The organism is Streptomyces sp. NPDC050147 (assembly GCF_040660195.1).
In the GTDB taxonomy this organism is placed as follows: Bacteria; Actinomycetota; Actinomycetes; order Streptomycetales; family Streptomycetaceae; genus Streptomyces.
In genome coordinates, this window is record NZ_JBFALJ010000032.1 from 16,375 (window position 1) to 36,151 (window position 19,777).

Genomic DNA, 19,777 nt, shown 5'->3' on the forward strand with positions numbered 1-19,777 from the left:
CATGCGCGTCTCCTTCACCCTCTCCATTCGGCATTCGGCATTCGATGGTGCGCAACTCCCGTAGGTGATCGAAGCAGGCGGACGGAGGCACATGCGTAGGGCACTCACGCTGGCAGCTGGAATGGCAGCCGCGTTCTCACTCTCACTGGCTGTGGCACCTGGCGCGCAAGCATCTAGCAAAGACGATGCCAACCTGCACAGCATGGAAGTCTGCAAGCCAGCGTCCACCTCGAAGTTCAAGTTGCACCTCTACTTCAACTCGGGGCAAAACGGTTCGTACAGAAATATCGGCTACTCCGTCTTCGACATGGACAGGGTGCGTCCTGGAGGGAGTGATCCTGGGGCTTACCCACTGCGGTACTGCATGTTCGGAGTGAGCAACCCCTGGCCGGGATCCGGACAGAAGATCAAGAACAACGCGGCATCCGGTGAGAACGATCATCACAGGTACATAGCACGGGTGTACTTCAACAGCGGTTACAAGGGAGCCCAGGATGCGATGGGCCCGGGTCAGAGCAACGCCCGCTTCCGGCACGTGTACAACAACAACGCTTCGTTTAAGTGGACGAGCCGGTGATTGAGACCAGCAGGGATGGGGGAGGGCGAGCAGTGAGCTCGAAGAAGACGTTGTCGAAGGTTTCGGTTCCTGTCCTGGCGGCCGCGGCGGTGGGCGCGATCGCGTTCGCCGGGATCTCAGCGGGCCTGTCCTCGGACGGAGATGAGCCGTCGAAGCCGGGTGCCGTCCCGGCATCTGCGGCTCAGGCGCCGTCGCAGAGCAAGCAGACGAAAGCGGTGGGGGACGACCCTGCGGCTTGGCGGTTGCCCATCGAGGCGTACATGCCGACCAAAGCCGAGACGAAACTGGTCGCCTCCGTGCGGGATGACCTGCTTGACGCCTGCATGAAGAACGCCGGGTACGCCGACTGGACGCCGGCGCCCGACCTTCCTGACGTAGGCGGCAAGACGCTCACGGACTGGCGTTACGGCATCCACGATGCCGGGGACGCAGCCTCGCGCGGCTACCACCCCGATGCCGCTGAACAGCAGGAGTACGACAAGGCCATGGAAGCCGGGGCCGTGGACACGTCCGGGGCAGACGAGTCCAAGGTGCGCGAGTGTGTGGCCGAGACAGACGGCGTCGTTCCGTCGGCTCAGAATGCTGATCTTGTGCAGCAGATCAGCGGAGATGCGTTCTTGGAGTCCCAGGAAGCCCCGCAGGTAGTCGACGTCTTCTCTAAGTGGTCCTCGTGTATGAAGGAGAAGGGCTACGACTACAAGAAGCCGCTGGATGCCAGCGACGACCCTCGCTTCACCGACCCGGGCACGGTGTCGGGTACGGAGATCGCGACGGCGAAAGCCGACATCGAGTGCCGGGGCCGCTATGACCTGGAGAAGACCTGGTTCGAGACCGAGGCGGCGCTGCAGGCGAAGGCCATCTCAAGCCACCAGGGTGAACTCGACGATGTGAAGAAGGTCAACAAGGCTTCTGTGGCCAAGGCTTCCGCCTTGGCGAAGTAGGCGTCCTTCTTCCAGCCTGCGCGGTGCACTGCTTGGTCTCCGCTCGGGCCTGGCCGTTGTTCGTGCGCCGTGACGCATGCCAGGCGCCAGGACACCACCGCTTCACCACTGAGTCACGTCCGCTGGCGTGAGGGCTTAGCGGAAAGCTGAGAAATCACGCGCTCCAGCCGATGCCCCTGCCAAGGGGCATCGGCTGGAGCCGCGCTGAGCAGATGCCATACGGAAACAGTGCTTCCTGGTGATACCGGATGTGTGCCGATCCGCTCCACTGACCAGCTCCGTAACATCCTTCGGGGAGACGTGTGTTGAGACGGAAAAGACAAGCCATTCACGCGGTCGTGGGCCTGGCAGCCTGCACCATCGTGGCAAGTTTCATGCAACCGCCAGCCTTCGCTGATGACCAAGTGCCGCCAGGAGCAGCGCAAGGCTGGGCCACCAAGGCCAAAAAGGCCAGCGGGGCGGACGGTGCCGAGAAGGCCCTGCAGCCTCCTGCTGTGCCTGGACCAAAACGCAAGAGTGTGTTGGGGGAGGGCTTCCAGGCGTCAGATGACGTGGCCTGGACGTCCTCCGGTGACGGAACGGGCTTTCACCTGCTGACCGCCCATGCCAAGGACGGGTACCGGTGGAAGACTGCCGCCACACTGTCCGAGCCGGGATTTGATACCGACACGTGGGTCGGCAACGCGTGCGTCACCGGTTCAGGCAAACACGCCGCCGTCGCCTACGCTCCGCGCACATTCACCAACAAGCCGGACTTGATGGCCCGCGGTGCCTTCACCGCGGTTGTGGACCTGACCACAGGGAAGGTCACAAAGCTGCCGTTCCAGGCAACACTTGGGTACTTCTCACCAGGGTGCGGGACGAGTAGCAAAGCGGTCTTCTCGCAGTTTACCGACGACGAGTCGAAGGAGAACGCCACTCGGCTGGTCACGGTTGACGGCCAAAGCGGCAAGACGTCAAAGCCACTGAAGCTGACCGGGCAGGTCACTTCAGCCGTGCCCGTTCGCGATGGCCTCGTCGCCGCCCGCGGCGCCAGCGTCGTCAGTATGGATACCAACGGCGGCTTGCAGACCGTGGCTCACACCACTGCCGTCCCGTTTCAGTTGATGCCAGACTCCGATGACGGAGTCGTCTTCCTGGACCGCTCCGCGGACAGAGACCACCAGACTCAGGCCCGCGTACGACGCCTGTCCGCCACGCAGATCACCGCGGCGAACCCCAAGGACACCGGCACACCCTCGACGCTGGCGACAGGGGAGATGACGGAACTCGATCTTGTACGTTCCGCTACCGGGACCGTCTACATCACAGGCACTGCCGCAACCGCGCGCCACCTGCCGTCCGTAGTGAAGAACCCGGGCGGCCTCAAGAAGGACGCCGTCTTCTCTACCCGCGGCAAGGTGGCGATAACGACGCGATGGGCGGACGGAAAGGATTCCCGCATACGTCCCGACGAAGCCCTCACCGCCCGCACGGTCCATATAGATCTACGCGCCCTGGCCACAGGGAAGTCCATCACTCTGGATGCCGAACCCAACTCGCCCATCGGCGGGCAGAAAGCAGCAGCGGCAGGACACACCGTGTCACCCGCCTTACTCTCGGCCAAGGCCAGCGCTCAAAAGCGTGCGGCGGCCGATACGCCCGTGGATGACGGGCGGTACTGCTCCGTCCCGCGTGGTGACCCACGCAAGCAGGCCTTCCAGCCCACGCCGCGCCAGGTCGAGTGGGCCGTGAACCAGGCCGTCATCGGAAAGTTGAACAAGCACATCTCTCGTCCCGCGGATTGGAAGGGCACCGGTATGGCTGCCTACAAGCCGCAGTCGCTGTTCCCTCTCCGAACCATGACGGGGGACCCCAATGGCACTCCAGACCGGGACGACGAGTATCACGTTCCGTCCCAGGTGATGCTCGGCATCACCGCGCAGGAATCCAACATGTGGCAGGCCACCCGCTCCGCTGTTCCGGGGGTGACCGCCAATTCGCTGATTGGCAACTACTACGGCATCGCCTATGACGCCGACGGATCCCAGAACGACCCATGGAAGATAAACTGGGCGAAGGCTGACTGCGGCTACGGCATCGCTCAGGTCACTGACGGCATGCGCAGGCACGGGCACGAGAAGCCCGAGGAATCTCCGCTGACCACGACACAGCAGGAAGCCGTAGCACTCGACTACACGGCCAACATCGCCGCGGGCGTCAACATCCTGATTGAGAAGTGGAATCAGACACGCGGCGCCGGCATGACCGTCAACGAGGGCAACCCGAAGTTCATCGAGAATTGGACCTTCGCCCTATGGGCGTACAACGCCGGCTTCCACAAGGAGTCCGACAAGGGCGAGAACGGCGGCCACTGGGGTGTGGGCTGGACCAACAACCCGGCTAACCCGCTGTGGAAGGCTAATCGAACCCCGTTCCTGGAGAACTCCGAGGGCAAGGACGACTACTCCCACGCCGCGCATCCGCAGGACTGGCCTTACCAAGAAAAGGTCATTGGCTGGGCCGCCCGGCCCATATCCTCCATGTTCGCGCCCGGTGACATGCAGCCCGGCTACCGTGCGGCCTGGTGGAACAACAACAGCCTGCGCACCGGTGCCAAGCCGGCCAACGATCTCTTCTGTGATGCCTCCAACGACTGCAGCCCCGGCAAAATCGGCGACAACGACTCCAACGACCCCGGCAAGGGCGCCTGCAACCTCGACAACCCGAGCTCGCCGACCCACCTGTACTGCTGGTGGAACAAAAAGGTGAAGTGGAAAGACTGCGACGCCGGCGCCCAGTGCGGCAATCCCGTCCACCGATTCAACGACACCTACACCGAACAGCCCGACGGAAACCCCTACCCCCCGCGGTGCACCCCTGGTGTCCCCTCCGGTACGTACGTGATCGACAACCTGCCGGACGGTACCCGTCCCGCGGGATCCGATCTGCGCAGCTGCGGCAACGTTTCGTCAGCAGGCTCCTTCAGTTTCGACTTCGCTGACTGGAACAACACCAAGCCCGGCAAGATGGATATCCACCAGATCGGCGCCGGGTACAACAACCATTTCTGGTTCACCCACACCCGCGACCCCTCCACCCACGACGGCACACGGATGCTCACTAAGGGCACGTGGTCGCTGAAGTACAGCATGAACGAGTGGGTCCGCATCATGGTCCACGTCCCGGACCACGGAGCGCATACGCAACAGGCCGCATACAAGATCGACACTGGCAACGGCACGTTCGACAGAACCCGTGTTCTTGGGCAAGAGCGTGGCAAGAACTCATGGGTGTCGCTCGGTGTCTACAAAGTCAGCGGCAAGCCTCGAGTCCAACTGTCCAACGCCACCCTCGACGGAACCGGAGACGATGACGTCGCCTGGGACGCAGTGGCCTTCCAACCAGTCGGCGACAAGCCCAAACACATGGTCGCAGTTCTCGGGGACTCCTACACCTCCGGTGAGGGCGCGGGTGACTACTCTCCCGAGAGCAACAAGGATCACGGCACGAAGCAATGGAACGCATGCCGCAGGAGCGACAACGCCTGGGCACGCAAGATCGTGCTTCCCGGCACGTCAAAGCCTCTGGGCGACATCAACGACAACTGGGACTACGACGCCGAGCTTGGCTTCGTTGCCTGCTCCGGAGCGATGACGAAGAACGTCGCCACTGTGCCCTCAGGTAACACGCCTCAAAGACACCGCGAGGGGCAGTTCAACGAAGTACTCCAAGTGGACTCCGGAGTGCTCAGCAAAGACACGACACTGGTGATGCTCACGCTGGGAGGCAACGACGAGGGAGGATTCGCCCGCGCGATGCAACAGTGCGGCAGCATCAGCAACTGCAGCAACGACTCCGGTTTCCTTCCGAAGTACAAATCGATCATCGACGCCATGGTCCCGGACGTAAGAAGCGTTCTTGAGACCGTCGCAACCAAGGCGCCTAATGCGCACATCGTACTCATGGGGTATCCCGAGCTCCTGAGCCGCAGCACCAAGTGTGCTGGCTCGTGGTACTACGACATGAGCGAAGCCAGAACCCTAGCCGAGCTGGTCAACTACGCCAACGCCGAGCAGAAAAAGGCCGTCGACGGCCTGCGCACCGGATCGTCGAAGCTCAAGGTCGAGTTCGCCGACCCAGTCAACGCGTTCGTCGGCCACGGCGGGTGCGACGACCCAGAGTGGATCAACAAGATCGTCATCGGGCCCAACGGGGACGGCGACTTCCATGAGCAGGACCCGGCCGCAGAACCTGCGTCCTGCCTGTGGGGTGCCGCCAACAACAAGTGCCTCAGCCGGGAGTCGTTTCACCCGAACAGCGCTGGCACCACCGGATACGCCGCAGTGATGCGCAAACGACTCGGCGACATCGGATACACGGGATCCTGACGGAGTGACCAAAGAGACCGCTAGGCGCACCCGGCAGACCACGGCCGGGTGCGCCGCCATGACCGTACTTGCAGCCGCTCTCATACTCATCGCGATCGGCCTGATCGTCAGCATCGCCGTGCCAGCCTTCTTCGAAAGGCCCGAGCCTTCAGGGAAGGAACGGCTTGGCAAGCTGTCAGGGCTGACTCTGCACCGCCTTCGCCTGGCGGCTGAGGACGGCCGGTTGACCGACGCGGAAATCGCTCACGCAACTGGAGGGGAGTGGACCGCGAAACGCGACCTGGACGCAATTCGTATTGTGGTCGGCTATGAACCTGGTCCCACGTGCTACCTGTTCGAAGTTCCCGCGCCGCTAGGTCCAAAGACCTCCGTGAGGCGTGAACGCCTCGAGCATTGCCCTGCCTTCGATGAGAAGAGCAGCACAGCTGGAGTGCGGAGTTCGATCCACGGCACGCAGCCGAGGCCCAAGCAGGGCGGCCGAGACAGGTCTCCGTCGATGCCGACGCAGTACGGGCAGAGGGTGGAGCAGTAGTCGACGGGTGCGCTTTCGTGGCACTGGAGACTTGCCGCGATGTCGTTGCCGTAGCGGTCGGTGAGCATCGATCGGAGTGTGTCCAGTTGCTCAGCGAACGCAGCCCGCTCGTCGGGCAGCATCTGGCCCACGATGCGCTGAGCCATCGCTGCACGAACCCTCCTCGAAAAATCACGGCGTGATAATCACGAACCACTCGGCTGACTCCTCTACTCGGCCCCTGCCATGTGAGTCCCCCGCATCGGGTGCGCCCGGAGCCCCACAGGGTGCGTGCCTGCGATTAACCCGGTTAACTCCCGGCCTCAAAGTGCAAGAAGCGGCCTGCCCCCGGATCGAGGTCCGGCGGCAGGCCGCTTCTTGTGTGCTCAGGTGCTCAGGTCGATGTCAGGCGGGAGGCCGCGCCCGGCGAGGGCGTAGGTGAGGAGTCGGTAGGGCTCAGTCCACGTGCCGTGGATTCGTGCCCGGGCGCAGTGGAGCGTGCCGGTGAGGGCGGTCTCGGTGTCGGGGTGGATGAGGACCAGGGTGACGGGGTCGGCGTCGGCCTTCTGCCCTTCGGCGGGACGCCCGCGCTCCAGGGCACGGGCGTCAGGGGCGATCCGCACGGCGACGTCGCCGCAACCGGACCAAGGGACCAGCCTCTGTCTGGCGGCGAGCATCGCGGTGAACTCCGCGACGGCCTTCTGGTCGCCGGGGTGGAGTGGGCCGGTGCCGTGGCCACAGCGTCGGAAGCCGGTGGTCACGCGGCAGGGCTGTCGGCGATAACGAGGAAGCTGTCGGAACGCAGGTCCATGACGACTCGGGCGGGCTGTCCCTGGTCGCGCTTCTTGGCCGCGTACTCGTCTGCGGGCCAGGAACCACGGGGGCCGCCGGCGGGGAAGCGCTCCAGGACGGTGCGCGTGGACTGGTTGGTCATCATGACGCCTCCTGGTCGATGAAGGAGAGTTGGAGTGCGGGTCGTGCTGTGCGGGGCGTGGACGGCCGAGGGAGGGGCGGCGGCTCGATGCGTTCGAGGTCGGCGTCGGTGAGGAGGCCGAGCTGTCCGGCGGCGGCCGCGCGGGCGGCGAGGGTGATCGAGCGGGTGATCCGGTGGTGTCCGTGGTCGATGCGCAGGTGGCACAGCTGGCAAGCGGCGAGCAGGTTCTGCTCTCGCACGTCTTCGGGGGTGTGGTTGAGGTGGGCGGTGGTGAGGCCGACCACTGAGCCGGTGTCGGGGTGGATCTGCTCGTGGAGGGCCGGGCAGCGGCCGCCCGGGTGCGCCAGGCCGCAGTGGCCTGTGCACTCGCAGCGGCCGCCTGCCCGCTCGAACCGGATCCGTGCGCTGATCTCGTTCCAGTCGCGCGGGTAGCGGTGCAGGTTCTCGGGACGGATGGGCACGGCGGCTGTCCTACTCGCCGCCGGTGGCCTGGCGGTGCTCGAACGCTTCGAGCAGCTCGCCCAGGTCGTTCGGCTCGAGTGCGGTGCCGACCCAGTGGCCGCACTCGGTGAACACCTCCACCTCGGTGGTGTCGGCGTCGAACCAGCAGACGTACGGCCCGTGCCGCTCGATGACGGCCGTGGCGACGGCGACCGGGTCGGACAGTTGCGGCGCGGTCTCCAGCACGAACAGCGTTGTGACGACCAGCCACATGGGCTCGTCCGGTGTGCGGGGCAGCCGGAGGTGGCCGGTGACGCGGAGCTTGTCGCCGGGCTGCAGGTCGTGGATGACCGCGTGCGCCAGCTCCGCGTCGGCGACGCTGCACGGCAGGATCATCTCGTCTGTGCGCTCGTCGGTGGGGGAGACGGTGAGGCGGAACCGCGCCGTCGACCCGTGCAGGTCGCCGGGGACGGTCTCTTCGTCCAGGAAGCCGTCCAGAGCTATCGGATCGCTGGCGGCCATGGTCAGCCTGCCTTCCGGACCGGTGCCTGGTGGGCGGCGTCGTACGCCTGGAGCACCGACTTGCGCACGATGCCCGCGTCGGCGACCTGGTGGCCGTTGGCGCGCGCCCACGTCCTGATGGCGGCGAGCTCCTCCCGGGTGCGGCCGCTGCCCAGGCCCGTGCGGATCGGGGTGGGCGCGGTGGCGGACGCCGTGGTGGTGCGGGTGCCGGCCTTCACGGTGCGCAGTGCCTCTTGCGCCTTCTCCAGTTCGGCCTTGGCCTTGGCGACCTTCTCTTCGGCCGCGCGCTGCGCGGCCTCGCTGTTGTTGCGCTCGGACAGCTCGGACAGGTCGGCGGTGATGCGGGCGGCGCGGCTGCGGACCGAGGCGGCCGGGTGCGCGGCCGCCCAGGCGAGCAGCTCCTGGATCTCGGTGGAGACGGGGAGCGGGACGACCGGGACGTCGATGGCCGGGGCGTCGGCGGCCGCGCGGGGCAGTCCGAGGACCTGTTCGGCGATGAGGTCGCTGAGTTCGGTCTCGCTCAGACCGGTGGCCTCGCGGATCGTCTGCTGGCTGTCGCCGTTGTTGTGCATGGAGATTGCCATGGCCTCGTGCGCGGACAGGGCCGGGGCGGCGGGGGTGTTGGTCATGTTGGGTGTGTCTCCGGTTTCCGGGGTGAGGGGGAGCAGGGCGGTGAGAGTGTCGGTGTCGGTGGGCAGCCCGAGGGCGCCCAGGAGAAACGCCATGTCGTCCTTGTTGCGGGAGTTGCGGGCGGTGACCCGGGCCGCGGCGGCGAGCTGCTGTTCCGGGTTCGGGTCCAGGGGGAGCGATTCGGCCTCGAGGGCTTCGGTCCAGTCGCTGAACACCGCTAGGCCGCCTTGCCGCTGACGGCCAGCTCCAGCACTCGCCGGTTGCTCGCCGCCTGCTGGGGGGTGATCGGTTCCTTCCAGCGGTTGTACGGCTCGGGCCGGGTGGGGATGCTCTCCCGTTCCAGGTGCGCGAGGGCCTGTTCGCGGACGGTCGGCGGTACGACGCGCGCCGTGCGCTGCCGCTCACGTCGACGGCGGTCCTGTTCGGCGACCACGCCGACCCAGTCGTCACCGAGCCGCGCGGTGAGCTGCTGGCGCAGCTGCTTGCGGTCGCGAGCGGTGGTGGCCGCCCACACTCCGGTCTTCGTCAAGTCGGGGTTGGCGAGCGCCCACTTCAGGCAGCCCTTCGCGATCGGGCACCCGGCGCAGGCGTGTTGGGCCTTGGTCAGTGCCTCCTGGCGGGCGTAGCGGTATTCGGAGGTGTGGATGTCCTCGATGGCGAAGAGCGCCGGCTCGGTCCGGCAGCGCAGGGGGACGTCGGTGTGGGGGAAGGGGATCCGGTTGTCGGCGGGGATGAAGGTCGGCGGCTGGGGGATGCCGGTGCGGGTGCCGGTCATGGGGTTCCCTCCGGTGCGTGCAGGTGGGGGAGTTGGAGGCGGACCTGGTCCACGAGGTCCTGGGTGGGCCTCCACGGTCCGAGCGCGCCGGCCTCGATGGGGATCGGGAGGGCGAGCTCGTAGACGTCGGTGAGGACCAGGTGCCACGCGTCGGGCTGCGCCCAGCGGGAGCACCGGGCAGCGCCTTCGGCGTCCTGGTGGCAGTCGGTGAGGCGGGCGACGCCGATGACGGCGCCGGTCTCCAGTCGGCGGCCGCGGATCGCGGTGGCGACCAGCGGGTCACGTAGCGGGGTGCGTTCGATGCGCAGGCCGGCGTGCAGGAGCAGCCAGCCACGCCAGGACCAGGGGCGCGGCCGGTTCTCCACGTCCTTCCCGGCGAGGATGCAAGTCGCCCAGGGCTGGCGGATGGTGATGCCCCGGATCCAGGTACCAGGCTGGGGGAGCGGGGGAGTGCTCATGCCGCTCGCCCCAGACTGTGAGTGCCTGGCCGTCCGGCGCGGCGGCCGTTGATGGACGGCACTGCGGCGTGCTGCGGTCCGGCGAGTACGGCGCGGCCGGTGTGCTTGCCCTCGTACATCGCGGCGTCGGCGGCGCGCTGGAGCAGCTCCAGATCGTTGGTGCCGATGGCGTCAGGAGAAGCAGCGCCGATCGACGCGGCGGTGTCGACCAGGACGCCGTCGTCGGCCTCTACGGGCTGGGCGAGCAGGGCGTAGAGCTGGGCGAGTCGCAGAAGGCGTCGGGCGGGTGCGATTCGTACGGCAAGGGCGAACTCATCGCCGCCCAGGCGGCCGACGGCACCGTGGCCGCCCGCCCAGGCGGTGAGCCGTTGCGCGGTCACGGCCAGGACGCGGTCGCCCGCGGCGTGGCCACCGGGTCCGTCGTTGACGTCCTTGAAGTGGTCCAGGTCCACGACGACCACCAGGGAGCTGTCGCCGTACCGGGCGGTGATCTGGCGGGCCTTGGCGGTGTAGCCGTCACGTCCGAGCAGCCCCGTCAGAGGGTCGCGTCGGGCGGCGGCCAGCTTCCGGTGCAGGCTGAGGGCGTGCACGGTCCAGCCGGTCAGCGGGATGGCGAGTGTGGTGATGAGGACAGCGCGATTGCCCGCGGGGGCGTGTACGCGCGCGATGGAGGCCATACTGGTCTCTCCCTCTCGTCTCGTACGGGATGGGTGGCCCGGGGCAGGCGTCAGGTTTGAGACGCAGGGCGTCTGTCCCGGGGCGTAGCTACAGCTCGAAGTCGCCGCTGATGCGGGTCCAGTCGTTGGGGTTCTTCCAGGGCTTGGCCTTCGCGGCCTGCCAGTCGAGAGCCCAGTCGGGCCGCAGCCCACGCGCTCCCCAGCCCCCGGCCTGTTTGCCGGGGATCTCACGTCCGGCCGTGTACGCGGCGAGTGCTGCGTCGTACACCTCGTGCGCCTTGCGCAGGGCCTCTCTCTTGGACGACGCCTCGCCGGTGAACACGTGAACGCCGTGCGCCTGTTGGTCGGTGTTGTGGTGAATCGGGACGTCAACCTCGAAGTAGCGAAGTGGCATGACGGCCCATCTCCTTCCATCGCTGGTCGTGGCGGAACACCGCGACCGCCCCGGCCAGGTGAGGCCGGGGCGGCACGGAGGAACGCCGCGTCCACGCGGGGCGGGGTCAGCGGTTCGCGGCAGCGGCAACGATCTCGGCGTGGTCGAACGCGAGGTCCGGGAGCGTGTCCAGGGACCACCAGCGGGCGGCGGTGGCGGCGTCCCCTGCCGTCGGCTGGACCAGCGAGGCCAAGGTGGCCGTGTAGGCGACGCTGACGTACCGGCCGCGCGGGTCACGGCCGGGGGCGTCGAAGACGCCTACCTGCCGGAGATCGTCGGCCGGGACGATGATGCCGGTCTCCTCCTGCAGCTCGCGGGCCGCGGCGGCCTGGCTGGTCTCTCCCTGGTCCAGGTGGCCGCCGGGCGAAGCGGGCGGGTTCGTTGATTTCTGGCCGGTGAGTCGCAGGAACCGACGCGTGAGTGGTTCACCGACAGCTACGAGTATGGCGGGTTCGCGGCCGAACGAGCTCGGGGAGAGCGGTCCGTCATCGCTGCGGTGTGTCTGGCCGGTCGGCGATCTGAGTGCCGTGGTCGGAACGGGCTTGACCTTGACGCTGGGTCAACCCTCCATCCTTCCGGGTGGAGCTACCGCGCAGTCGCCTGGAACAGCTCCGCGAAGGAGGCAGATGACCATGACAGCCCAATCGATCGCCGGTCCGGCGATTCGCGTGCAGGGTCTCGAAAAGTCGTACGGGAAGCTCGAAGTGCTGCGCGGTGTGGACTTCGACGTGGCGCCGGGCAGCATCTTCGCCCTGCTCGGTTCCAACGGGGCGGGCAAGACCACGACCGTGAGGATCCTTGCCACGCTCCTGAAGGCCGACGCGGGGACGGCGAGCGTCCATGGCTTCGACGTCGCCACGCAACCGGCGAACGTGCGGGAGTCCATCAGTCTCACCGGGCAGTTCGCGGCCGTCGACGAGATCCTCAGCGGTCGGGAGAATCTCGCTCTCGTCGCCAGGCTGCGCCACCTCAAGAACCCTGGCGCGATCGCGGATGACCTGCTGAGGCGTTTTTCGCTGAGCGAGGCGGGCGCGCGGAGAGTGTCCACGTATTCGGGTGGGATGCGCCGCCGGCTGGACATCGCGATGAGCCTCATCGGGAATTCGCCGGTGATTTTCCTGGACGAGCCGACGGCAGGACTCGACCCCGAGGCGCGCATCGAGGTGTGGGAGGCGGTCAAGGAGCTCGCCGGTCACGGAACGACGGTGCTGCTCACCACGCAGTATCTGGACGAGGCCGAGCAGCTGGCCGACCGGATCGCGATCCTCCACCAGGGCCGGATCATCGTCAACGGCACCCTCACCGAGCTCAAGCAGCTCTTCCCGCCCGCCAAGGTCGAGTACGTCGAGAAGCAGCCGACTCTGGAGGAGATCTTCCTCGCCGTCATCGGCGGCGGCCACGAGAGCGGCGTCACTGGCACGACAACGGGGGGACAACGATGACCACGTACTTCTTCAGCGACACTGCCGCGCTCACGGGGCGGACCCTGCGCCACGTCACACGCAGCATGGACACCATCATCACGACCGCCATCACGCCGGTCGCCATGATGCTGATGTTCGTCTACGTGTTCGGTGGCGCCATTGATACCGGGTCGGTTCCGTACGTGAACTACATGCTGCCCGGCATCCTGCTCATGACCATCGCCTCAGGCATCTCCTATACCGCGTACCGGCTGTTCACCGATGTGAAGAGCGGGATCTTCGAACGATTCCAGTCCATGCCGATCGCGCGGTCGGGTGTGCTGTGGGCCCACGTCGTCACCTCTTTGGTCGCCAACCTGATCGCGCTCGTGCTCGTTGTGGGCGTCGCTGTGCTCATGGGCTTCCGCTCAGGGGCAGGCGTGTCGGCATGGCTCGCGATCACCGGCATCCTGCTCCTGTTCACCCTGGCGCTGACCTGGCTCGCCGTGATCCCCGGCCTTTCTGCGTCGTCGGTCGAGGGCGCTGGCGCGTTTGCCTACCCCCTCATCTTCCTGCCGTTCGTCAGTTCGGCGTTCGTGCCCACAAAGACGATGCCCGGCCCAGTGCGCTGGTTCGCCGAACATCAGCCGGTGACGTCGATCGTCAACACGATCCGCAACCTGTTCGCCCAGCGACCGGTCGGTGACGACATCTGGACCGCCCTCGCGTGGTGCGTCGGCATCCTTGTCGTGGCGTACATCTTCGCGATGGCCGCCTATCGCCGGAAGATCGCCTGAGGCAGGCTGAGACCCATGCTCACCATCAGCCAGCTTGCGGCGTACGCCGGGGTGACGGTGCGGGCGGTACGTCACTACCACCGGATCGGGTTGCTGCCGGAGCCCGAGCGCGACCGGTCCGGATACCGGACCTACGACGCTGCCGCGGTCGTGCGACTGATCCGGATCCGCATCCTCGCAGACGCCGGCGTGCCGCTGGCCCGGGTGCAGGAACTCCTAGACGCCGGCCCGGAGGAGTTCGCCGGCGGCGTCCAGAAGGTCGACAAGGCCCTGCGCGCCGAGATCCGGCGGCTGCAGGACACTCGCAGCCGACTCGCCAGGCTCGCTGCCGGAGAGCACCTGGCGCTCCCGCAGAGCGTCGTGGACTACCTCGACCGGCTGCGCGGTCTCGGCGTTGAGGAGCGGTACATCGAAATGGAGCGGGACGCCTGGATCATGATCGCCGCCCAGGTGCCGCATTCGATCGACTCCGTGATCGCCAAGAAGCACGAGGAGCTGGACGACCCCGACATGGTGAAGCTCTACAGCCTTCTCAGCGGAGCACTCGACTGGCCGGACAACGATCCGCGGATCGTCGAGGTCGCCGACATCATGGAACGCTTGATGATTCGCGCTGTGGAGGCTGGCGAGGTGGGTGCCGACGACGGCATCGACGACCAGTTCGTCGACCTGCTGGACTCGACCATGGTCGAGTCCTCACCGCAAGCCGCCCGGCTGTTGGCGATCCTGGAGGAGCGGGGCTGGAGGGGCTGGACCCGCGTCGAGCGAGTGCCTGCCGACAGACCTCAGCACTGACCTGCCGCCATCTCGGCTCTCGGGGTCGGAGGCCCACTCTTCGGCCCACTGCCGGGCGAGGTCGGGCAGTTGGGCGAGCGTCTGAAGGACCTGCGCGCCGTGGTGCCCGAACGCACGCCAGGAGTCGGTCTCTTCCACGCCGCGGATCTGGTGGGACATCAGCCAGTACGGGGCGAAGTCGTCGCCCCAGTTGCCGGTCTCACCGAGCGGCTCCACGACGAACAGCCGCACCGGCCAGCCGTCCTCGATGCGCTCCAGGATCTCGCCGGGCTTGGAGTACATGTGGAAGTACGAGAACGGCTTGTCGGTGTACCAGCGCTTGCCGGGGCTGGGGTGGTCGACGGTCTCGCCGATGTGGTCGGCGAGGTTGACGGTCGGAATGGTCTCGCCCAGGCCGCTGTAGTAGCGGGCGAGGTGCTCGCAGGTGGGTGGGACGGTGCCATCGGGGCGGGTCGCCATGTAGTGGACGACGGGCCGGGTGCTGCGTGCCATGGGTTCCTCCGTGTCGGTCAGGAACGTGCAGTGGGCGGTCTGGTCAGCGGCGGGTGTTCTTGTGGCCGCGCAGCTCGTCCACGCGGGTGGCGATGTGCGCGAGGCCCTGGGCGAGGGTGGCGAGCTGCTGGGCGTCGTCGCCGACGGGCTGGGACCAGATGAGGCCGGCCGCGAAGTGGGAGACGTGCGCGGCGAGCTCCTGGGCCTGCTTGGCCAGGAGCTCCCGCTCCGTCTCCAGCGGCGTGACGTGCACGGCCCGCTCGGGAAGGGGCAGTTCGACCAGCCGCTCCAAGATGACGGCCAGGGCGTCGGCGACGACGTCCAGGTCTCCGTCGGCGAGCCAGCCGTCGATGGTGTCGTGGCCGGTCAGGTCGGGGGTGTACTTCGCGAAGCGCTGGCGGGCGAAGTTGTCGGGGTCGTCGGCCGCCGCCGCGATGAACACGAGCCGGTGGTTGCGCCGGTCCGGGTAGACGGTGAGTTGCCGGTCGACGGCCTCGTTGGTGAAGACGGCGGGCCAGTTGGGGGCGGCGGGCGGCGTCCAGTCGGTGCCGAGGATGCCGGTGACGAGGGTCGTGAGGCGTTCGGCCGGGAGCTTGGTGAGGGTGCGGGGCAACGGGTCCTCCGTGCGGTGATGGGTGAGGGGGCCGAGCTGCCGTTTCAGTGCTCCAGCAGCTCGTAGGGGAAGGGCTCGTGCTCGATGTGCACGGACGCCCACCTGATCCAGTGCCAGTGGAAGGGGAACCGGGGCAGCTCCAGCTCGAGGACGGCGATGGCGCGGTGGTGTCCGTCGGACACATAGATGTCGCGCCAACGGGGCTCGATGCACAGGAGGATCGGCTCTTCGAGGCCGTTCGCCTCGATCGACTCCTTGAGCATGTCGATCTTCTGCCGGTCCTTGCCCTGGGCGAACTGGCGGCGTGCCTCGGCCCACCGCCGGAAGTCGGTGGGCATGATCTGCCGGTCGTTGAGCGTCGATGTCCGCATGCGTCCGCGGTACTTCATGCCGGGCTCCCTACGGTGTAGGTGACTGACGATCACCGCCCCCGGCGGGGGCTGTGCTTGGTCAGGCGTAGCTCTGCTCCGCCTGGCGGGCTTCGCGTCCGGCCTCGTTCTCTGCTTTCCGGTGCTTCCGGACAACCTTGCCGATGATCTTGTGTGTGATCTGCTCGGCCTCGGATTCCATGTCCTCCTCGGCCCTGTACAGGCGTCGCGCCTTGCCGGGCGTCAGGATGTGGGTCCCCATCTCGTGCCGGGTCAGCGTGAGCCGCCGCTGGATGGCGGCCTTATCCGAGAGTTGATCGACTTCGATGAAGCCATAGACGAGGTTGGCTCCGAGCTCCCGCGGCTTTGTCCTGGCGAGGCGGCTGTTGAGCAGCATCCAGACTTCGCCGTTCGGGGCGACGACGGTGACGACGTAAATGTCGTGGGGCCGGGCGGTGATGCTGAGGTCCTTGTCCTCCCAGACCGCCTTGGGGACCCCCGCGGCGGGCCCTTGTGCGGATGCGGCCAGCCCCGGGATGAATCGAGGCTTCGCCACGATGACCGTGACGGCCCCCAACGGGCGCCGCCCGAAGTGGTCCTGGACCAGGCGTTGGGCCATGGGCACCGTGGCTTCGACATCCGCACGGACCCGGCGCGGGATGAACAGCCCGGCCTTGCCGATGCTGACCCGGTCGAGCTTCGTCTTGCGTCGGAACACTGTTCTTCTCCTTCGGCAGAGCGGTGCGGTGTAGGGCTGATTGGCCACCGCACCGTCCCGGCCGGGGAGGCCGGGGCGGAACGGGCAGTCCGTCAGACCGAGTGGACGCCGGTGAGGTCGTCGTTCCGGGCCTCGTCGTCGGCGGATGTGACCGGGGCGGTGGGAAGGCCTGCGGCGCGGGCGGCGAGCCGGTGGCGGATCTGCTCCATGCCGGTGATGACCACCGGCATCTCGCCGTCACCGGTCAGCAGCGCGAAGCGCGGCTCGGTGTTGCCGTACTTGTTCTTCTCGCTGCGGTAGTGGAGCCAGACGCCGGGGGCGAGGTAGAAGCTGGCCTCGCCGTCCTCGTAGCCGCGCCACCGGTCCACGTCCCGCAGGAAGCCATCGCCCTGGTCGATCCGCCACGCAGCGCTGGCGGCGCGGTTGGCGGCGTCATCCTCAGTCGCCGTAGCGACCTGTGCGAGGGCCTGGTCCAGGGTGTCCGCCGGCGCCGGGGCCGACGTACGGCCGGTGTTCGCGCTCGCGGTGCTGCGGCTCTTGTGCATCAGGCGGCGCATCGGGGCGAGGACGAGTTCGGCGAGCCCGTCGATGGCGACAGCACCGACGACGGCGACTGCCCCGGCGAACGCGATACGGGCCCCGTCGGACCAGTCGGTGGGGGCGAGCTCGTAGCCGATGTAGGCGCCACCGGCGCCGCCGATCAGCGCGGTCGCCATGCTGGCACCTTCAATCATCGAGCTGGCGACGGTGTTGGCCGTCTGGCGCAGGGTTGCGGTCATGATGATGGGGCTCCTTCTTCTGTCAGTGCGCTCTGGGAGGGGAGGGGGTGCTCCGGGGCGGCCGGGTTCGATGCCTGCGGCCGCCCCGGGCGTTCAGTTGGCCGCATGGGCGGCGGCGGTGGTGCGGACGGTGTCCGCGAGCAGCACGGTCAGCTCGTGGCCGTGGTCGACGGCGTCCTCCAGGCGCTCGATGAGCTCCGGGGGCAGGCCGCGGTTGCGGGCGCCGGCCAGGACACCTTCCAGGTAGAGGACATCGGCCAAGACGCGGCCGCGGACGTCCAGGACGCCGGGCTGAACGGCGAGTTCGTCATCGTTCTTGGCGGTCGCCAGCTGCGTGTGGTCGGCGGCCGCGGCGTACGCGGTCTCGGTCTGCTCGGTGAGCAGCGCGTCGACCTGGGTGGTGTCGCCGTAGGCGCGGCGCCATCCGAAGCGGGCGGCGGCAATTTCCATGAGGGAGCGGCGGGCGAGGGACACGGTGACCTCCGGGGGAGGGCCAGACGCCTGGTCTCGGCTGACCGGGCGGACACCGCCCGACCCCGGCCGCCGACGTGCGGCGGGCGGGACCGTACGGAGAGCGCCGGTCAGATCTCGGGGTAGGACCGGGCGTAGAACCGGGTGACCTCGGTGTACTCGCTGGTCTTGGCGACCACGATGTCCGGCTGGGTATCGGCCAGTTGCCGCAGCGCGGTCTCGATCCAGATGTTGGTGCGCTGGAGGGTGGGCCGTACCGGGTCCAGGAAGGAGATCCACAGCTCGGTGTCCTCGCTCTGATGTCGCCGCTGGCCCACCACCCACTGGCGCAGCTGGTCGCGGACCGCGTCGTCGTCCGGGCGGGACGGAATGTCGCGGGGCAGGGCCCGGCAGGTGGTGGCGTGGCCGTTGGCGATGTCGGCGGCGCCCTTGAGGTCGAGCCAGCCGCAGCTGCGGGCGGCGCTGTTGGCCTTGGTGAAGTGGCAGCCAAGACAGGCGACGACGTGTCGGTAGTTCTCTGCCGCGGTGTAGACGAGGACGACCGCGTGGGCCTGGTTGTAGTACCGCTGGACGACGGTGGCGCCCTCAGGCTTCCAGGTCTCGCCGATCTCCGGCCACGGCGCGGGGGCCGGCGCTTCGACAGGCTCGGGACGGCGGGCGAACAGGGTGAGTGCCATCGGTTTACTGCTCCTTCTGCTCGGGCTGGGCGTTCATGCGGGCGACGGTGCGGCGGGTGGCGATGACGACGACTGGGCTGGAGAGCGGCCGTGATGCTGGAGAGGGAGAGCAGGAGTGCGTCCGTCTACTGAAGGCTGCTCACGCCAGTGCGCCGATCGCCGCGAAGGTCAGCAGGGCGAGCGCGGCGAGGATGATGTCGACCGCGCGGGTCAGGCACTCGAACTTGGCGACGGCGATGAGGGACTGCGACCTGATCCGTGTGATGCGGGTGTCCTCGCGCATCGCAGTGAGCAGGGCTTCCTCACTCAGCTGCGCCCAGTGAGGGAAGCCCTCGCGGACAGTGCGACCCTTGCCTCCGAGGTTGGGGCGCACGACCAGGAGCAGCAGTACGGCGGCGGCCGCAAGCGCGAGGACCGCGGCGCCGCCGGCGAGTTGAGCGGGCAACGGCAGCTTCTTGTCGGCGAGACTGGCGAGTCCGGCGAGGACCGCGCCGTCGAACGCCAGGAGCAGCGACGCCTTGCTGTCGGTGCGGCTGATCTGCGCATCGACGTCGTGGCAGGCCGCGTCCAGGTTCTTTCCCGGGTCGAACGCGGGTCGGGGCGCGGCGTCGGGGCTGGTGCCGAAGGTCATGTCGATTCCCTTCCGGCCGGGCTGTCCGGCTCCCCTTCACCACCCGGCCCGCGGTGCGGGGCGAGTGGATCAGGCAGCCGTCAGGACCGGTGGAAGACGTTGACCACGGGGCGCAGGGAGAATCCGCGCATCGCGAGCGTGGACAGGATCGTCCAGGCGATGACGCCGAGGCCGGCGGCGACGGTGCGCCCGGCGGCGGGGGAGGCGTCCCAAACCATGAACACGGTGGTGGCGCCGTAGGCCAACCACGTGCTGCGGGGGCCGAAGCCGCTGGAGAGCCAGGCGGCGATGAGTGTGCCGACGCCGATGGCCTGCCAGATGGCGAACACCATGGTCGCCGTGATCGGCAGGCCGACCGTGTGCGCACCCAGGTAAGCGTGCACGGGATCGGTGATCGTCGCAGCCCACTGGGTGAACCAGGACCAGTCCTGGTGATGGGACCAGTCGATCACCCTGGGGATGCCCGATTTGAGGGTGAGGGCCAGGGCGATGACGCCGACAATGGCGATGGCGGCGATGGCACCGGCCGGAATGTCGTCGACGGCTTTGATCGGCTGCGGTCGGGGCGGGGCGGGCCGTCGGGGCGGCGGGATGCGCCGGCTGTCGTCGATGGTGTCCAGCGGCGGTACCTCGGGGTCATGGGGCTCGGTGGGCTCACTCACCGGTCTTCTCCTTCGCGGTGCGACGGCGATATGGACGGGGCGGTGCTGCGGGGGGGCTGAGGCAGGATGCCGATCACGGCGGGCGGCTTCTTCGCCATCAGG

At 67.7% G+C, this 19,777-nt stretch carries 24 protein-coding genes and 1 pseudogene; 7 read left to right on the top strand and 18 right to left on the bottom strand.

Annotated features, from left to right (window positions below; all coding sequences use genetic code 11):
* Window positions 1-202 precede the first annotated feature (202 nt).
* The 4 genes from AB0I94_RS35820 to AB0I94_RS35835 all read left to right on the top strand — a co-directional run bounded on the left by AB0I94_RS35820 (window position 203) and on the right by AB0I94_RS35835 (window position 6,420).
* The gene (locus AB0I94_RS35820; protein ID WP_363313945.1) at window positions 203-577 is read left to right on the top strand and encodes a hypothetical protein; all 375 of its coding nucleotides are present in this window, start codon (window positions 203-205) and stop codon (window positions 575-577) included.
* Complete coding sequence (locus AB0I94_RS35825; RefSeq protein WP_363313947.1) at window positions 562-1,518, top strand: hypothetical protein; 957 nt, start codon at window positions 562-564, stop codon at window positions 1,516-1,518. The genes AB0I94_RS35820 and AB0I94_RS35825 overlap by 16 nt, the downstream gene beginning before the upstream one ends.
* Before the next feature lie 338 nt (window positions 1,519-1,856).
* Window positions 1,857-5,888, top strand: a complete 4,032-nt coding sequence (locus AB0I94_RS35830; RefSeq protein ID WP_363313949.1) for a transglycosylase SLT domain-containing protein — start codon at window positions 1,857-1,859, stop codon at window positions 5,886-5,888.
* A 58-nt stretch (window positions 5,889-5,946) separates the two neighbouring features.
* A complete protein-coding gene (locus AB0I94_RS35835; RefSeq protein ID WP_363313950.1) occupies window positions 5,947-6,420 on the top strand; it encodes a hypothetical protein in 474 nt (157 codons plus the stop codon).
* Window positions 6,421-6,785: 365 nt separating this feature from the next.
* Here AB0I94_RS35835 and AB0I94_RS35840 read toward each other — a convergent pair whose 3' ends face one another.
* The 10 genes from AB0I94_RS35840 to AB0I94_RS35885 form a co-directional block, all read right to left on the bottom strand.
* On the bottom strand, window positions 6,786-7,160 hold the full coding sequence (locus AB0I94_RS35840) for a hypothetical protein (protein ID WP_363313951.1): 375 nt from the start codon (window positions 7,158-7,160) through the stop codon (window positions 6,786-6,788).
* A complete protein-coding gene (locus tag AB0I94_RS35845) occupies window positions 7,157-7,336 on the bottom strand; it encodes a hypothetical protein (protein ID WP_363314055.1) in 180 nt (59 codons plus the stop codon). The genes AB0I94_RS35840 and AB0I94_RS35845 overlap by 4 nt, the downstream gene beginning before the upstream one ends.
* Window positions 7,333-7,794, bottom strand: a complete 462-nt coding sequence (locus AB0I94_RS35850) for a hypothetical protein (protein ID WP_363313952.1) — start codon at window positions 7,792-7,794, stop codon at window positions 7,333-7,335. The genes AB0I94_RS35845 and AB0I94_RS35850 overlap by 4 nt, the downstream gene beginning before the upstream one ends.
* A gap of 10 nt (window positions 7,795-7,804) precedes the next feature.
* Window positions 7,805-8,296, bottom strand: coding sequence for a hypothetical protein (locus tag AB0I94_RS35855; RefSeq protein WP_363313953.1), 492 nt, complete (start codon window positions 8,294-8,296; stop codon window positions 7,805-7,807).
* A gap of 2 nt (window positions 8,297-8,298) precedes the next feature.
* Window positions 8,299-9,141, bottom strand: coding sequence for a histone-like nucleoid-structuring protein Lsr2 (locus AB0I94_RS35860; protein ID WP_363313954.1), 843 nt, complete (start codon window positions 9,139-9,141; stop codon window positions 8,299-8,301).
* Window positions 9,142-9,143: 2 nt separating this feature from the next.
* Entirely contained in the window at window positions 9,144-9,701 is a 558-nt protein-coding gene (locus tag AB0I94_RS35865; RefSeq protein WP_363313955.1) for a WhiB family transcriptional regulator, read from the bottom strand.
* Entirely contained in the window at window positions 9,698-10,159 is a 462-nt protein-coding gene (locus AB0I94_RS35870; protein ID WP_363313956.1) for a hypothetical protein, read from the bottom strand. The genes AB0I94_RS35865 and AB0I94_RS35870 overlap by 4 nt, the downstream gene beginning before the upstream one ends.
* On the bottom strand, window positions 10,156-10,836 hold the full coding sequence (locus AB0I94_RS35875; RefSeq protein ID WP_363313957.1) for a GGDEF domain-containing protein: 681 nt from the start codon (window positions 10,834-10,836) through the stop codon (window positions 10,156-10,158). Before AB0I94_RS35875 ends, AB0I94_RS35870 begins: the two co-directional genes overlap by 4 nt.
* An 88-nt stretch (window positions 10,837-10,924) precedes the next feature.
* Entirely contained in the window at window positions 10,925-11,230 is a 306-nt protein-coding gene (locus AB0I94_RS35880) for a hypothetical protein (protein ID WP_363313958.1), read from the bottom strand.
* A gap of 106 nt (window positions 11,231-11,336) precedes the next feature.
* On the bottom strand, window positions 11,337-11,714 hold the full coding sequence (locus AB0I94_RS35885; RefSeq protein ID WP_363314052.1) for an NUDIX hydrolase: 378 nt from the start codon (window positions 11,712-11,714) through the stop codon (window positions 11,337-11,339).
* Between the two features lie 187 nt (window positions 11,715-11,901).
* Between AB0I94_RS35885 and AB0I94_RS35890 the strand changes: the two genes are divergently transcribed.
* From AB0I94_RS35890 to AB0I94_RS35900, 3 genes and pseudogenes are all read left to right on the top strand, one after another.
* On the top strand, window positions 11,902-12,711 hold the full coding sequence (locus AB0I94_RS35890; RefSeq protein ID WP_363313959.1) for an ATP-binding cassette domain-containing protein: 810 nt from the start codon (window positions 11,902-11,904) through the stop codon (window positions 12,709-12,711).
* Entirely contained in the window at window positions 12,708-13,469 is a 762-nt protein-coding gene (locus AB0I94_RS35895; protein WP_363313960.1) for an ABC transporter permease, read from the top strand. The genes AB0I94_RS35890 and AB0I94_RS35895 overlap by 4 nt, the downstream gene beginning before the upstream one ends.
* Before the next feature lie 15 nt (window positions 13,470-13,484).
* A pseudogene (locus AB0I94_RS35900) lies at window positions 13,485-14,349 on the top strand (MerR family transcriptional regulator).
* Between the two features lie 450 nt (window positions 14,350-14,799).
* Here AB0I94_RS35900 and AB0I94_RS35905 read toward each other — a convergent pair.
* From AB0I94_RS35905 to AB0I94_RS35940, 8 genes are all read right to left on the bottom strand, one after another.
* Window positions 14,800-15,369: a hypothetical protein gene (locus AB0I94_RS35905; protein ID WP_363313961.1), complete on the bottom strand. Its 570-nt coding sequence runs from the start codon at window positions 15,367-15,369 to the stop codon at window positions 14,800-14,802.
* 44 nt (window positions 15,370-15,413) lie between these two features.
* Complete coding sequence (locus tag AB0I94_RS35910; RefSeq protein ID WP_363313962.1) at window positions 15,414-15,758, bottom strand: ParB N-terminal domain-containing protein; 345 nt, start codon at window positions 15,756-15,758, stop codon at window positions 15,414-15,416.
* Window positions 15,759-15,819: 61 nt separating this feature from the next.
* Window positions 15,820-16,455: a hypothetical protein gene (locus AB0I94_RS35915; RefSeq protein ID WP_363313963.1), complete on the bottom strand. Its 636-nt coding sequence runs from the start codon at window positions 16,453-16,455 to the stop codon at window positions 15,820-15,822.
* A 92-nt stretch (window positions 16,456-16,547) separates the two neighbouring features.
* Window positions 16,548-17,234 (bottom strand): hypothetical protein, encoded by a 687-nt coding sequence (locus AB0I94_RS35920; protein WP_363313964.1) that lies wholly within the window; start codon window positions 17,232-17,234, stop codon window positions 16,548-16,550.
* A gap of 93 nt (window positions 17,235-17,327) precedes the next feature.
* The gene (locus AB0I94_RS35925; protein WP_363313965.1) at window positions 17,328-17,708 is read right to left on the bottom strand and encodes a hypothetical protein; all 381 of its coding nucleotides are present in this window, start codon (window positions 17,706-17,708) and stop codon (window positions 17,328-17,330) included.
* Window positions 17,709-17,815: 107 nt separating this feature from the next.
* Window positions 17,816-18,382: a hypothetical protein gene (locus AB0I94_RS35930; protein WP_363313966.1), complete on the bottom strand. Its 567-nt coding sequence runs from the start codon at window positions 18,380-18,382 to the stop codon at window positions 17,816-17,818.
* 139 nt (window positions 18,383-18,521) lie between these two features.
* Window positions 18,522-19,013 carry a Pycsar system effector family protein gene (locus tag AB0I94_RS35935; RefSeq protein WP_363313967.1) on the bottom strand — a complete coding sequence of 164 codons (492 nt, stop codon included), beginning with the start codon at window positions 19,011-19,013 and terminating at the stop codon, window positions 18,522-18,524.
* 80 nt (window positions 19,014-19,093) lie between these two features.
* A complete protein-coding gene (locus tag AB0I94_RS35940; RefSeq protein WP_363313969.1) occupies window positions 19,094-19,675 on the bottom strand; it encodes a hypothetical protein in 582 nt (193 codons plus the stop codon).
* Window positions 19,676-19,777: the final 102 nt, after the last annotated feature.

Coding starts and splice junctions, on each gene's coding strand:
- AB0I94_RS35930 (WP_363313966.1), bottom strand. CDS start 18,382: ATGGCACTCACCCTGTTCGCCCGCCGTCCCGAGCCTGTCGAAGCGCCG.
- AB0I94_RS35835 (WP_363313950.1), top strand. CDS start 5,947: ATGACCGTACTTGCAGCCGCTCTCATACTCATCGCGATCGGCCTGATC.
- AB0I94_RS35855 (WP_363313953.1), bottom strand. CDS start 8,296: ATGGCCGCCAGCGATCCGATAGCTCTGGACGGCTTCCTGGACGAAGAG.
- AB0I94_RS35935 (WP_363313967.1), bottom strand. CDS start 19,013: ATGACCTTCGGCACCAGCCCCGACGCCGCGCCCCGACCCGCGTTCGAC.
- AB0I94_RS35820 (WP_363313945.1), top strand. CDS start 203: ATGGAAGTCTGCAAGCCAGCGTCCACCTCGAAGTTCAAGTTGCACCTC.
- AB0I94_RS35895 (WP_363313960.1), top strand. CDS start 12,708: ATGACCACGTACTTCTTCAGCGACACTGCCGCGCTCACGGGGCGGACC.
- AB0I94_RS35875 (WP_363313957.1), bottom strand. CDS start 10,836: ATGGCCTCCATCGCGCGCGTACACGCCCCCGCGGGCAATCGCGCTGTC.
- AB0I94_RS35920 (WP_363313964.1), bottom strand. CDS start 17,234: ATGACCGCAACCCTGCGCCAGACGGCCAACACCGTCGCCAGCTCGATG.
- AB0I94_RS35910 (WP_363313962.1), bottom strand. CDS start 15,758: ATGAAGTACCGCGGACGCATGCGGACATCGACGCTCAACGACCGGCAG.
- AB0I94_RS35845 (WP_363314055.1), bottom strand. CDS start 7,336: ATGATGACCAACCAGTCCACGCGCACCGTCCTGGAGCGCTTCCCCGCC.
- AB0I94_RS35865 (WP_363313955.1), bottom strand. CDS start 9,701: ATGACCGGCACCCGCACCGGCATCCCCCAGCCGCCGACCTTCATCCCC.
- AB0I94_RS35880 (WP_363313958.1), bottom strand. CDS start 11,230: ATGCCACTTCGCTACTTCGAGGTTGACGTCCCGATTCACCACAACACC.
- AB0I94_RS35890 (WP_363313959.1), top strand. CDS start 11,902: ATGACAGCCCAATCGATCGCCGGTCCGGCGATTCGCGTGCAGGGTCTC.
- AB0I94_RS35870 (WP_363313956.1), bottom strand. CDS start 10,159: ATGAGCACTCCCCCGCTCCCCCAGCCTGGTACCTGGATCCGGGGCATC.